Origin of the sequence: Bacillus sp. JJ1533, assembly GCF_036965045.1 — a bacterium.
In the GTDB taxonomy this organism is placed as follows: domain Bacteria; phylum Bacillota; class Bacilli; order Bacillales; family Bacillaceae_L; genus Ferdinandcohnia.
Genome location: NZ_JBALOV010000007.1, coordinates 203,192 through 215,573 on the forward strand (window position 1 = coordinate 203,192; position 12,382 = coordinate 215,573).

General features: G+C 35.0%; 14 protein-coding genes. 7 read left to right on the forward strand and 7 right to left on the reverse strand.

Annotation, left to right across the window (positions count from 1 at the left end; translation table 11 throughout):
- Nucleotides 1-41: 41 nt before the first annotated feature.
- From V7138_RS05205 to V7138_RS05215, 3 genes are all read left to right on the forward strand, one after another.
- Nucleotides 42-179 carry a hypothetical protein gene (locus V7138_RS05205; protein ID WP_335394685.1) on the forward strand — a complete coding sequence of 46 codons (138 nt, stop codon included), beginning with the start codon at nucleotides 42-44 and terminating at the stop codon, nucleotides 177-179.
- A 125-nt stretch (nucleotides 180-304) separates the two neighbouring features.
- On the forward strand, nucleotides 305-535 hold the full coding sequence (locus tag V7138_RS05210; RefSeq protein WP_438824313.1) for a YrhC family protein: 231 nt from the start codon (nucleotides 305-307) through the stop codon (nucleotides 533-535).
- 354 nt (nucleotides 536-889) lie between these two features.
- A complete protein-coding gene (locus tag V7138_RS05215; protein WP_335394852.1) occupies nucleotides 890-1,030 on the forward strand; it encodes a YrzI family small protein in 141 nt (46 codons plus the stop codon).
- A 470-nt stretch (nucleotides 1,031-1,500) separates the two neighbouring features.
- Here V7138_RS05215 and sigK read toward each other — a convergent pair whose 3' ends face one another.
- The 5 genes from sigK to V7138_RS05240 all read right to left on the reverse strand — a co-directional run bounded on the left by sigK (nucleotide 1,501) and on the right by V7138_RS05240 (nucleotide 6,456).
- A complete protein-coding gene (gene sigK / locus V7138_RS05220; protein ID WP_335394686.1) occupies nucleotides 1,501-2,214 on the reverse strand; it encodes an RNA polymerase sporulation sigma factor SigK in 714 nt (237 codons plus the stop codon).
- Between the two features lie 183 nt (nucleotides 2,215-2,397).
- The gene (locus V7138_RS05225) at nucleotides 2,398-2,556 is read right to left on the reverse strand and encodes a hypothetical protein (RefSeq protein WP_335394688.1); all 159 of its coding nucleotides are present in this window, start codon (nucleotides 2,554-2,556) and stop codon (nucleotides 2,398-2,400) included.
- A gap of 2 nt (nucleotides 2,557-2,558) precedes the next feature.
- On the reverse strand, nucleotides 2,559-3,815 hold the full coding sequence (locus V7138_RS05230; RefSeq protein WP_335394690.1) for a Ger(x)C family spore germination protein: 1,257 nt from the start codon (nucleotides 3,813-3,815) through the stop codon (nucleotides 2,559-2,561).
- On the reverse strand, nucleotides 3,790-4,899 hold the full coding sequence (locus tag V7138_RS05235) for a GerAB/ArcD/ProY family transporter (protein WP_335394691.1): 1,110 nt from the start codon (nucleotides 4,897-4,899) through the stop codon (nucleotides 3,790-3,792). Before V7138_RS05235 ends, V7138_RS05230 begins: the two co-directional genes overlap by 26 nt.
- A gap of 3 nt (nucleotides 4,900-4,902) precedes the next feature.
- Nucleotides 4,903-6,456: a spore germination protein gene (locus V7138_RS05240; RefSeq protein WP_335394692.1), complete on the reverse strand. Its 1,554-nt coding sequence runs from the start codon at nucleotides 6,454-6,456 to the stop codon at nucleotides 4,903-4,905.
- 183 nt (nucleotides 6,457-6,639) lie between these two features.
- On the opposite strand from V7138_RS05240, the gene V7138_RS05245 reads away from it, so the two are divergent.
- The gene (locus V7138_RS05245; protein WP_335394694.1) at nucleotides 6,640-8,433 is read left to right on the forward strand and encodes a M3 family oligoendopeptidase; all 1,794 of its coding nucleotides are present in this window, start codon (nucleotides 6,640-6,642) and stop codon (nucleotides 8,431-8,433) included.
- Nucleotides 8,434-8,471: 38 nt separating this feature from the next.
- On the opposite strand, the gene pssA is transcribed toward V7138_RS05245, so the two are convergent.
- The gene (pssA, locus tag V7138_RS05250) at nucleotides 8,472-9,011 is read right to left on the reverse strand and encodes a CDP-diacylglycerol--serine O-phosphatidyltransferase (RefSeq protein WP_335394696.1); all 540 of its coding nucleotides are present in this window, start codon (nucleotides 9,009-9,011) and stop codon (nucleotides 8,472-8,474) included.
- A gap of 357 nt (nucleotides 9,012-9,368) precedes the next feature.
- On the opposite strand from pssA, the gene V7138_RS05255 reads away from it, so the two are divergent.
- On the forward strand, nucleotides 9,369-10,166 hold the full coding sequence (locus V7138_RS05255) for a phosphatidylserine decarboxylase (RefSeq protein ID WP_335394698.1): 798 nt from the start codon (nucleotides 9,369-9,371) through the stop codon (nucleotides 10,164-10,166).
- Between the two features lie 25 nt (nucleotides 10,167-10,191).
- Here the strand turns inward: V7138_RS05255 and V7138_RS05260 are convergent, their stop codons facing one another.
- Complete coding sequence (locus tag V7138_RS05260) at nucleotides 10,192-10,332, reverse strand: sporulation histidine kinase inhibitor Sda (protein WP_335394700.1); 141 nt, start codon at nucleotides 10,330-10,332, stop codon at nucleotides 10,192-10,194.
- 410 nt (nucleotides 10,333-10,742) lie between these two features.
- On the opposite strand from V7138_RS05260, the gene V7138_RS05265 reads away from it, so the two are divergent.
- The gene (locus V7138_RS05265) at nucleotides 10,743-11,258 is read left to right on the forward strand and encodes a YqeG family HAD IIIA-type phosphatase (protein WP_335394702.1); all 516 of its coding nucleotides are present in this window, start codon (nucleotides 10,743-10,745) and stop codon (nucleotides 11,256-11,258) included.
- A 4-nt stretch (nucleotides 11,259-11,262) separates the two neighbouring features.
- Complete coding sequence (gene yqeH / locus V7138_RS05270; protein ID WP_335394703.1) at nucleotides 11,263-12,372, forward strand: ribosome biogenesis GTPase YqeH; 1,110 nt, start codon at nucleotides 11,263-11,265, stop codon at nucleotides 12,370-12,372.
- The last annotated feature ends 10 nt before the right edge of the window (nucleotides 12,373-12,382 follow it).

Sequence of the window (12,382 nt, forward strand, 5' to 3'; positions counted from 1 at the left end):
CTAGCCAGTTTTCACCTTGAATAGGCTTCCGTGAGTATCTTGTGAAGCAGCTCGAGGTCATAAGCCAATCTGTCAAGAAGGATAAAAATACATCCTCCTCGCCATCTTTTCTTATGCTTGTCGGACTTGCACAGGAAGTGCTGACATCGACGTTTGCCACAGGACGTGGCAGTAGTTAGTTGATGTTCCCCTTCAAGGCACTTACGCTTTTGTTCCTAGGAAACTGCTAAATTTTACATTCTTCTCACGCTTTTAGTGTGTGTTATGATAGGATAGAAGTTTACAAATTTGGTAGGTGTTATACATGGAAAGTAATAAACAAATGGAAAAACTACGTAGTAAAATCACAGACTTCACAAACTTTGGTTACATCCTGCTTGCGTTAAGTGTATTTTTGTATATCGGTATTATCATTCCGGAGGAACGATCTCCGTTTCAAATCTATCTTATGATGGGTTCCACACTCATTTTTTTATGTTTGTCTTTTACTTTTTTCTTTTTAGCCATTAAATATAAAAAACAATCTGAAGAATAAGCGTCCTTCACCCAAAATAGTGGTGAAGGAATTTTTTTGCAAAAAAGGGTTTACATGAGTAGTATTATTGGTTATAATTACCACAGTAGGAAAAATTAATGACAAAAGGAGGTCGAGTAAAATGATCAAAGTAACAATTGACAAGACAAATTCAAAAACTTCATATGGAACAATCTATTCGACCATACCGGTGATTAATTTTTAAATCTTGATGATACGTTAATCATGCCACAGGTGGAATAGTATGCCTGTGGCTTTCTTATGCCCTTTAATGCCACAGGACTAGTATGCCTGTGGCATTTTTGTGTCTATTTTTCCTACAAAATAATCATCCGATCAAGGAGGTGATAAATGATGACCATCAATCTATTTTTTTTAACAATCTCGATTTCAAAACGCCAAAGATCAATCGAAGAGTATCAACGTGAGGAAAGAATTCATAGGCTTATGGAAGAAATGAAGGAACGTCAGTATTCGATGATGCGCTTGTTCTAAGCAACAAAAATAATAGAAAGAAAGGGGAATGAATATGTTTATGAAAGTTTGTCCGATTGTAGCTTGGTTATCTGTGGAGAAGGATTCCACCTAACGAATATAAATAATAGGAGGAGTTACGAATGCTTTCGGTTCACGTGCTTATTTTCACCATTTTATTTACAAATAAAAATAGATACTAAAAAGCAAAAAGAGCGCCACTAATGGTGCTCTTTTTGACATTGTTTTGCTGCCTTAATTTTGTCAAATTTCCTTAACATAATGTTCATAAGTGGATAACGTTTACACAGTCTGTAAGTGATAAAGTAAAAGTAAGAAGTACATCTCTTTGATGGAGGATGATAATGATGTTTATGATCGTAATGGGGATAGTGATTACGTCTGTTATTGCAATTATTATTGGAACTGAAGTAAGTGTAGAATTATAAAATATAGCTAGAGGTGGATTGCAAATCATGCAATCCACCTTTTTACGTTCTTCTCTTCTCTTTTTCGGCCCGATAAAACTCATGGAACATTTTCATCAAGGCACGTTTTTCAATCCGCGATACATAGCTTCTTGAAATACCTAACTCTTTTGCTATTTCACGCTGAGTTTTTTCTTTCGTTAAATCAAGTCCAAATCTGCCTACTATGACTTCCTTTTCTCTGTCATCAAGGACATCAATATATTCTTTGATTTTTTCAAGCTCCATGTTTAATTGAATGGTCTCAATCACATCTTCTGTTTCCGATTTTAACACATCAATTAAACTAATTTCATTACCTTCTTTATCCTGGCCAATCGGATCATGAAGAGAAACATCTTTCTTTGTTTTCTTTAAAGCCCGTAAGTGCATCAGGATCTCGTTTTCAATGCATCTCGCAGCATACGTTGCTAATTTTGTTCCTTTTCCTTGTGAATAGCTTTCGATTGCCTTAATTAATCCAATCGTTCCAATCGAGATGAGATCCTCTGTGTCCTCACCAGTATTTTCAAATTTTTTTACTATATGAGCGACTAACCGTAAATTATGTTCAATTAACACATTCCGAGCATGTTCATTCCCCTCGGCCAACAATTGTAAGTATTTCTTCTCATCTGAAGAAGATAACGGTTGAGGAAAAGCATTGTTTTTTACATAGGATACTAAAAATAATAATTCTTTTACAAAATAGCCTAATGCAGCTAACAGTCCAGACATTTGCTCACCTCCACATAAATCTGTAGTGTATGTAACTTGTTACACTACTTTATCTAGGCGTTTGCCCATTACTTAATGTTATGAGCGAGTGTGCTTGCATGTGTCTGTCCTACAGAAAAAAGCTGATGATAGTAAAAAAGACCATTTTCCACTACACCTTCAGCCTTAAAAGAATTGTATAGTTTACTTTAAAATCGTGAAAAATGGCGAAACCGCTACAACCAATGCTAATCCAAAAACAACTATCGATCCAGGTTTGTTTTTATCTTTCCAAAGAGAAACTGAAAACCCAACAGTATAGGCAACTATGATTGTCATCATCAAATATATAAATAACTTCATCCTTAATCCCTTATCCTTTCATAGCGTGGTAATTTCGATTGTCTTCCAAATTCGTTGAATCTAATATCGACTGTAACGCTAATATCTGCATTGGGATATGATCTCATCCAATCATAGTTCTCCCACTGTGGAATGGTTAAAAAGTGCTTTCTGGCTACTAAAGAAAATCCAAAAGGATCCGCTTTAAATTCTTCTTGTGTTCGTTTAATATAATCATTTATTCTTTTTTCAAAACCTTTAACTATGTGTTTCTTTAATTCTTCTCTTTTCTCTTCTTCGTTTGCATAGTTGACCATGCTATGGTCTGTTAATATCTCAACCTGAATAGGAAGGTTAACCGTGATTTTTGGTGCTTTGTTCGTAACATCTACATTTATCTCTGGGGATTTTACTTGTGTGAAACGCGCAGTGATCCAGAAATTGTTCATAAATGGATCGGAAAGAGAAATTAAAAAGCTCGGTTTTAACATCCATTTATTTAACATTTGAGTTATACGAGTTTCTTCCACTGATAGAACTCCAATCATTTGTCCTTCTTTAAAGACTGCTGAACCAAGAAACTGCGCAGGGTTTGTATTTCCAGTTACCCTCATCTTACCCGCGATTAAATCATCATCCTCGTTTTTCCTTACTGTTTTCTGGTCTTCCTCAGTCGTAGCATACGCAGAAATATATAAATCTGCATCGGCCTCAGTTATTCTAAAAAAATTGTTAATTTCAGAACTTGGAATAAACCCGATCTTAGTTGCATTGTTAAAAATGATCTCAAAGTATTCATGTCTTCTCGTTTCGAGCTTTGGTTTGTTTTTTTCGATAAAAGTACTAGCATCTTCCTTTGTAACAATAAGTTTTGTATCACGTCTAACATCACGGTCTTTTGTTGCATCATAGATATATCGAATAAAATCTTTATCCTTCGCAAGCTCTTCTGAGACCACAAAGAAATCCAATATATCATATGATATCGACTTTGCTATTACGGCGTTTGCTAAGTTTTCAGAATGAATAAAACTTGAGGCATTAAGTGTGATGATCTCATGCGTGGGTTCATTACTTCCACCACCTTGTTGGGTTGATCCAGCCTCAGGATTTGAAATTAAATACGTGATTTTTAAATAACCCTTAGCATTGTTTTTATCTAGACCTATCCCAAGAACATATGCTCTTTGATCAATCTCCTCTTTATCCCAGCAGCCCACCAAAATTATTAAAACAGAAAATAGCAAAGAAAGTTTAATTATTTTGGCTTGTTTTTTCATGTTTTAAATCCCCTTTGATTTTTGCTATCAACCACATAAGGCAAGGAAATAAAAGAAACATCGGACTTAGAATGTGTAATAAAACCTCTCTTATTTTAAAGACTGTAAATGTAGGAGCTTCAGGACCTAACCCAAAAATAACGATAATTGTTGCAATTGTAGGGGTTAAGTATTCAAAGCTTTTGATATTACAAATCCCTCCTAAAAATACGCAAATCAAATATAAGTAAACAGTAAACCGAATAAATGAAGCTATTATCCAAAATGGAAAGAAAAAGGTTTCAATATTTGTTAGAAATCCCAATCTAATCAAGCGTATTAGCTCTTGGTAAGGATAATCAAGCATTTTTAAACCCTCATAATCAAATACAAATAAATAGATTAGAAAGGCTATCGTTATTTCAAATACGATTATGATAAATGCAATCCAAGTCCCTTTTTTAAACGCCTTAGTAGATACAAGATAGGGTGCAATTAATCCCATAAAAAAAAACTCTACAAACAGGGATACATGTGTAGTGCTCCTTTTTATTACCTCTAACGGGCCAGGACCTAAAATTGGGAAAATAAAGGCGAGACTCCCTTGTTTCAGCGCTAAAAGTAGGGCGATGAGCAATGAAAATTTTACATAGAAGAGCACTAACCATGCAACAGTACCGATATGTTCTATCCCTTTTTTGGCCCCATACGCACAAACGCTTATTAAAACAGTATAAATAATCAAATACGGGGTGTTTGTAAAATACATGGTACCTATGATATCCACATAAATGGCTGAATCATAAGTAAAGCCGATAAAAGAAAAAAGTAAAAGAATACATGATAAAACAGTGCCGATATATTTACCAAATAAATGAAGGATGACATCGTGCAAATTTTTATTCTTATAAGCTGTAATGACTTTCATTGTCAAATATATTGGAATAATCGATTCTATTCCAATAAGAAGAGGAGCCATCCAATACGCGTTATCTAGGTATCCCACTAAAATGGTAGGTGTGTCATCAGACAACTTCACACCGATTACTAATATTACAATAGCTACGTATTCTCTAATTCCAATTTTTCCTCTTGATTGCTCCATAGCCTATTCCTCTGCCTTTTTGATAACATCCTTTGGTTTTAGATAACCTGGACGAAATCTTTCACTCTTGATCACTTTTCTGATAATTGTATCCCCGGAAGAAATGTACTTAGGTGACATTGGTGATAAGTACGGTACACCAAATGATTTTAGAGATACCATATAAGTGATACCTACTGTAAAAAAGGCGGTCATACCATAAATACCAAATAAACCAGCTGAGAGAATAAAAGAAAACCGAATAATTCTTATTGCAAAATTCATGCTCACATCACTGAGTGTAAAAGAACAAAGTCCGCCTAATGCTACGACGATTACAACAATGGGACTAACAATATTCGCCTGAACCGCTGCTTGTCCTAAAATTAACGCTCCTACAATACCAATTGTCGGCCCAATTGGATTAGGAACTCGAAGTCCAGCTTCCCTAATTAACTCAAAGGCAATCTCCATCATTAATATTTCAATAAGGGAAGGGAAAGGAACTTTTTCACGGGTTGCAGAAATGGCTAATAAAAGATCAGTAGGAACCATTTCAGAATGGTAATTTGTTATGGATACATAAATTGCAGATCCAAATACTGTAATAAACAAAGCACATACTCGTAGTATTCGAATGAAATTACCATAAATAAATCGTAAATAGTGATCCTCAGGATTATGAATAAAGGACCAAAAAGTGGCAGGGAGTATTAAAGCTGCTGGCTCGTTGTTCATTAGTAAAACGATATATCCATCTTCTAAAAATGAAGACGCACGATCAGGTCTTTCTGTATATAAAGCACTAGGAAATATGGATTTTGGCCTTTCTTCTATGTATTGTTCTAAAAGAGAAAGGTTTTGAATGGCGTCGACCTCTAAAGAACTGACTCTTTCTTTAATATTTTTTATCATTTTATCATTAGCTAGATCCCTTATATAAAGGATATAAAGTTCATTATTTGAACGTTTTGAAATAGTCGTATTTTCGACAATTAAATTTTCACTTCTGATTTTTTTTCGAATTAATGAAATGTTCGTATCAGCTTTTTCGTTAAAAGCTTCCTTTGGCCCTTTAATGACAACTTCATTTTCCGCTTTTTCAACGGATCTACTTTGGAAATTTGACGTTCCCATCACATATGCTTTTGATTCACCATCAATAAGTAAAATTGTATTTCCTTGATTTGCACCATTCACAAGTTCATTGATATGTTGAATTGGTGTAAATGATTGAACCTGAATGATATTTTGAACTTCTTTATCTGAATCTTTATTTCGTAACAAAGGTTCAAGAATATGCTTACTAATCATGTCAATATCGGTGATCGTTGATATAAACAAGATGGCAGCTTTCTTCTTTATTCCGTTAATATTAAAAGTATGGATTTTCACATCACTATTTTCCGGAAGTGAATACAGCTTCTCTAACGTTGATATATTTATTTGAAGATCTTGGTTAATTTCTTGACCTTTTATATGAATATCCTCTTCAGCTGACTTCTCCGGAAATTGTCCGGGATCTAATTTAGGATTAATAAATTTATTAATATACTTTTGGATTGGATGCTTTTTCAATTTAGACAGCTCCATGCTTTTTCCTAAGTTTGCCACCAAAGATGGAATTTAATGCAAATAGTGAGAAAAGGCGGGAATTATCTAAAATATTCGAGAAATAATAGAATTTTTATAAGAATCCCTTTATAATGAATGATGTAAATTATTTAGTGAGTCTAAATAATGAAGAAGGGGGAAATAAATATGAGCACGCGTACATATGAACAAAAATGGGATTTAGATGTATTTTTTGAAGGTGGAAGCAGTTCACCCGCTTTTCAGTCCTTTTTGGAAGCATTACAGAAGGAACTAACTGAATTTAATGAATTAGTAGACCAATTTCACGTTCCTTCAAATGTAAAGGATAAAGAAGGATTAGTACACATATTGAATGCATTTCAATCCGCTTTTAAAAAGCTTCGTCAAGCAGGAGCATATGTTAGCTGTTTGACAGCACAGGATACAACTGATCGAGGAGCTAGTCTTTTACAAGGAAAAACAACTCAGCTAAGTAGCGAGTTTCAATCAATTTTAACCGCTTTTGATCAAAAGCTAGTTGCAATTGAGGAATCTGTCTGGAATGAGCTTTTATCAGTAGAGCCATTTAATGAGCTTTCATTTGTTTTAGAGGAGAGAAGAACAAGAGCAAAGGAAAAACTATCTTTAGAACAAGAGAGCCTAATTAATGCTTTAGGTGTTGATGGCTATCATGCGTGGGGTCAGCTTTATAATATGGTTGTTGGTAACATCAAGGTTCCTTTCGAAGAAAACGGTGAAACAAAACAGCTTTCAGTTGGACAAGCATTTAACAAGTTTTCGAGCTCAGACCGAAATGTTCGTAAATCAATGTTTGAACAATGGGAAAAAGCATGGGATGCACATACTGATTATATTGGAGAAGCCTTAAATCATCTTGGCGGGTTCCGGTTAAATGTCTACAAAGCACGTGGTTGGGATAACGTTCTTGGAGAGCCACTTGATATTAACCGTATGTCAAAGGAAACGCTTGACACGATGTGGACAGTCATCACTGAAAATAAAGCTCCTTTTGTGGAGTATTTAAACCGCAAGGCGAAGCTATTAGGCCTTGAAAGGTTAACATGGTACGATCTTGATGCCCCTGTCGGCGAAACGGAAAGCAAAGTGTCTTATCAAGAGGGTGCGGAATTTATTTTGGAACAATTTAGTAAGTTTGGTCCTAAGCTTACGGAGTTTACTCAAAAAGCATTTGAAGATAGTTGGATTGAGGCTGAGGATCGCCCTGGAAAACGTCCAGGTGGATTTTGTACAAGCTTTCCTGAAAGCGATCAATCAAGAATCTTTATGACTTTCTCAGGAACGCCTTCAAATGTATCAACTCTTGCACATGAACTTGGACATGCATTCCATCAGCATGCAATGGCAGGCGTACATACATTAAACCGCAGCTATGCAATGAATGTAGCAGAAACGGCATCAACTTTTGCAGAAATGATTGTTGCGGATGCTTCTGTAAAAAATGCAACGTCAGAAGCTGAAAAAATTGCTTTGTTAGAAGATAAAATTCAAAGAAGTGTTGCCTTCTATATGAATATTCACGCACGTTTCTTATTTGAAACAAGATTTTATGAAGAGCGTAAGACAGGTATTGTAAGTACAGAACGGCTTAATGAATTAATGCTCGAAGCGCAGAAGGAAGCGTATTGTGGAGCTCTATATGAATATCACCCACAATTCTGGGCATCCAAGATGCATTTCTATATTACAGGTGTCCCATTCTATAACTTCCCTTACACGTTTGGGTATTTATTCTCTCTAGGAATTTATGCAAAGGCATTAGATGAGGGAACAGATTACGAAGAGAAGTACATTGCGTTGTTAAAGGATACAGCTAGTATGACGGTGGAAGAACTTGCTGCCAAACATTTAGGTGTTGATTTAACAAAACGTGATTTCTGGGAAAAGGCTGTAAAGCTTTCAATAAAAGATGTTGAAGAATTTTTAGAGTTAACGAACTAAAAAAAACCTATCCACTTTTTTACCAGTGGATAGGTTTTTTATACTTTCTTTAATTTGAACGTGCCAATCATAAGGAAAGAAAGAATGATGATGAGGTAAATGAAAAATTGTGGAGATACATATGGGATAGCTAAGAAGCTTAATGTTAATAGACAGCCGGCCGCTGTAATTGGTAAGCCAACAAAGAAGCCTTTATTATCACTGATATTAAATTTGGCTAAGCGAAATGCTCCACATCCGATATAAAAAACGGTGAAAAACATTCCCGGTGCTCCGAATTCATGGATAATACCCTGGTATAATAAAAGTGCAGGTGCAACTCCGAATGAAATAATATCGCACATTGAGTCAAGCTGTTTCCCGAGCTCTGATTCGATTTGAAACTTTCTTGCTACCATCCCATCAAAACGATCAGCAAGTGCAGCTAAAAAGATTAGTAATAAGCTTAAATTTAATTCGTTCTTTAGAAGGAATAATATTGAAAAACCACCTAAACTAAGATTAATAAGAGTTAGTATATTGGCCGTTTGGGATTTAAGCTTTTTTAAGGTTGAATCTAGGTATTCTAATAAAAACATTTCTTCACTCCTTTCCTTAGAGGGTGTTCAAAAAGTCCGGTGTAAATGACACATCGAATTTCTGCGTTGGCTTGCTTTTCCGTTCCTCGCGTATTTACTGCATACGCTCCGGTACTCAAAGCTGCACCGCCTTGAACTTTCGACGCACAGGATGTGCTAGTGTCGACAATGCCACAGGACGTGGCGTTTTTGTCGACGTGGGTCCTTTTCATCCTCCTTTTGAACTTTTACTGAAAAGTTTTGTAATAAATATCAAAAATACATAAAATAGAGTAGTATTGCTTAATAATATTATTTTATTCGTTCAAATGAGTATAGTCAAAGAGAAATTTGTAATTTTTTAGGGGGGGCTTAAATTTGCAGAAATGGCTTTATCGTTTCTTCATTGAACTAACAAACCATCGTCTTTCATCGGCGATTTTAAAAAAATTTTCACAATCAAGAGTTAGTGCTATACTTATTCCGAGTTATGCGAAAATATACAATATTAACCAAGCCGAAATGGAAAAAAGCTTAACCGATTTTTCAACCCTTCATGATCTTTTTGTAAGACACTTGAAAAAGAATAGCAGGCACATAGACTCAAAAGAAAATACCGTAATTAGTCCTGTCGATGCTGTTGTTGAAGAGACTGGCAAGATCACTTTAACAAAGGAAATCATTGTAAAAAACAAACGGTATTCCATTCAAGAAATGATTGGAGATAAAGATTCCCTTACTAAATACATAGGTGGTACGTTTGTTATTCTTTATTTAAGTCCAAGCCATTATCATCGAATCCATAGTCCAATTTCTGGGGTTATCACAAAGCAATGGGAATTGGGAAAGAAATCCTATCCCGTCAATCGACTCGGGTTAAAATATGGAAAAGATCCTTTATCCAAGAATTTTAGAAAAATTACTGAAATCCGAGTGAAGGACTCCTATGTTGCTTTGGTCAAGGTGGGAGCAATGTTTGTCAATAGTATAGAAACAACCCATACAAGTGATTCAGTGGAAAAAGGAGAAGAAATTGCGTTTTTCTCATTCGGCTCAACTGTCATTCTATTATTTGAAAAAGGAAGTTTTACTATTAGTCCTGAAATAACCTCAGCAACAAATATAAAAGTGGGAGAAGTCTTAGGTACACTAACGCAAGAAAAAAAGAGCCTATGATGGCTCTTTTACAAAATCATATCCGTTATGATATATTTCTAATCCTATGTCCTAATGATCTGCGCATAATTTCAGTTTCAATAAGGTGAATAAAATCAGGACTTAGCTTTAACTTCATTGCTTTGAAATAAGATTCAATTAACAAGTCATCTGATAATTTTTTCATAGCTTTGAGCCAGTAATTGGCTATTCACCTCCCAAAAATTTATAAGCGTAAAGTGTTCTATTTGAATTCTAGTTGTCATATACTTATATGTTGTTCTTAGTTGGTAATATAACTCTATCACGAAAAAAAAAATGGAACAACCGTTCTGTTATCCACAGAAAAAAGTGGATAACCTGTGGGTATTATGTTTATATTATTTGGAAATCTATGTATATCAATGTGTAAAATGTGTATAAGTTTATCCACAAGTGTTGAAATATACTGACATTTGTCGAAAACTTTTTATTTTTTTTTGAAAAACTACTAAATCATAGCGAATTTTGTATGGGTATGACTTTGTGTAAATCATTTCAATCCGTTATGATAGGGTAGGTACATATAAGGAAGAAGTACGGTGAGGTGTAGATGTATTGTTAAAGAAATTTTTACCAAATGAACATGTGAAATCCGTTTTAGAGATTTCTCCAAGTAAGCTGAAGGAACTGGGAATAAAAGGAGTTATTACCGATTTAGATAATACATTAGTGGAATGGGACCGTCCGAGTGCAACACCAGAACTTGAAGAATGGTTTAAAGAAATAAAAGAAAATGGTATCACTGTTACGATTGTTTCAAATAATCAAGAGAAAAGAGTTAAAGATTTTGCAGATCCGTTAGGTATCCCGTTTATTTATGAGGCTAGAAAACCATTGATTCGGGCTTTTAAACGTGCAATAAGGGAAATGAATTTACAAAAAGATGAGGTTGTAGTAATTGGTGACCAGCTGCTTACTGATGTATTGGGTGGTAACCGTTGTGGATTACATACAATTCTCGTTGTTCCTGTTGCACAAACAGATGGATTTTTTACAAAGTTTAACCGCTTTGTCGAGAGAAGAATACTTACTTGGATGAAGCGACGCGGAATGCTGTATTGGGAGGATTAATAGAGTGGAACAAGAAAAAATTAGCTGTATTGGCTGTGGAGTAGAAATCCAAACGGCTGATAAAACAAAATTAGGATTTGCACCACCTTCTGCTTTAGAAAAGGATAGAGTCATTTGTCAACGATGTTTCAAATTAAAGCATTATAATGAAGTACAAGATGTTTCATTAACAGATGACGACTTTTTAAAAATCCTGCATGGAATTGGGTCTACCGATGCATTAATTGTGAAAATTGTTGATATATTCGATTTTAATGGAAGCTGGTTACCTGGTCTCCATCGTTTTGTAGGGAACAACAATATTTTATTAGTTGGTAATAAGGTAGATTTACTACCTAAATCGGTGAAACCAAAAAAATTAGTCAATTGGATGAAGGAATCTTCCAAAGAACTAGGTCTTAAACCGATGGATGTGTTTTTAATTAGTGCAGAAAAAGGCACTGGCATTAAAGAGGTTGCAGACGCTATCGAGCAGTATCGGAGTGGAAAAGATGTATATGTCGTTGGTTGTACAAATGTTGGAAAGTCAACATTTATTAACCGCCTTATTAAGGAGTTCAGCGGGGAGAAGGAAGACATCATAACCACTTCACATTTTCCTGGAACAACCTTGGATATTATTGATATTCCACTTGATGATGAACATTCATTATTTGATACTCCAGGAATTATTAATCACCATCAAATGGCACATTTTGTATCAAAACAAGATCTGAAGCTAATCACACCAAAAAAAGAAATTAAACCAAAAGTCTTTCAATTAAATGAACAACAAACCTTGTTCTTTGGCGGCTTAGCTCGGTTTGATTTTGTAAGTGGGGACAGGCAGTCATTTGTTTGTCATTTCTCAAATTTGCTCAATATCCATCGAACAAAGCTTGAAAATGCAGATGAATTATATGAAAACCATAAAGGTGAGTTTTTACAGCCACCAGGAATAAATGAACTAGATGAATTTCCTCCCCTAGTTGCTCATGAATTTATGGTCAAAGAAGCAAAAACAGATGTTGTCTTCTCTGGCTTGGGATGGGTAACTATTAATGAACCACATACGAAGGTAGTCGCTCATGTTCCTAAGGGTGTAGGAGTTATTGTAAGAAAGTCGTTAATTTAGATAGACAAAA

Excerpts from the sequence above, each read along its gene's own strand:
- V7138_RS05210 (WP_438824313.1), top strand. The coding sequence starts at position 305 with ATGGAAAGTAATAAACAAATGGAAAAACTACGTAGTAAAATCACAGAC.
- V7138_RS05215 (WP_335394852.1), top strand. The coding sequence starts at position 890 with ATGACCATCAATCTATTTTTTTTAACAATCTCGATTTCAAAACGCCAA.
- sigK (WP_335394686.1), bottom strand. The coding sequence starts at position 2,214 with ATGTCTGGACTGTTAGCTGCATTAGGCTATTTTGTAAAAGAATTATTA.
- V7138_RS05225 (WP_335394688.1), bottom strand. The coding sequence starts at position 2,556 with ATGAAGTTATTTATATATTTGATGATGACAATCATAGTTGCCTATACT.
- V7138_RS05230 (WP_335394690.1), bottom strand. The coding sequence starts at position 3,815 with ATGAAAAAACAAGCCAAAATAATTAAACTTTCTTTGCTATTTTCTGTT.
- V7138_RS05235 (WP_335394691.1), bottom strand. The coding sequence starts at position 4,899 with ATGGAGCAATCAAGAGGAAAAATTGGAATTAGAGAATACGTAGCTATT.
- V7138_RS05245 (WP_335394694.1), top strand. The coding sequence starts at position 6,640 with ATGAGCACGCGTACATATGAACAAAAATGGGATTTAGATGTATTTTTT.
- pssA (WP_335394696.1), bottom strand. The coding sequence starts at position 9,011 with ATGTTTTTATTAGAATACCTAGATTCAACCTTAAAAAAGCTTAAATCC.
- V7138_RS05260 (WP_335394700.1), bottom strand. The coding sequence starts at position 10,332 with ATGAAAAAATTATCAGATGACTTGTTAATTGAATCTTATTTCAAAGCA.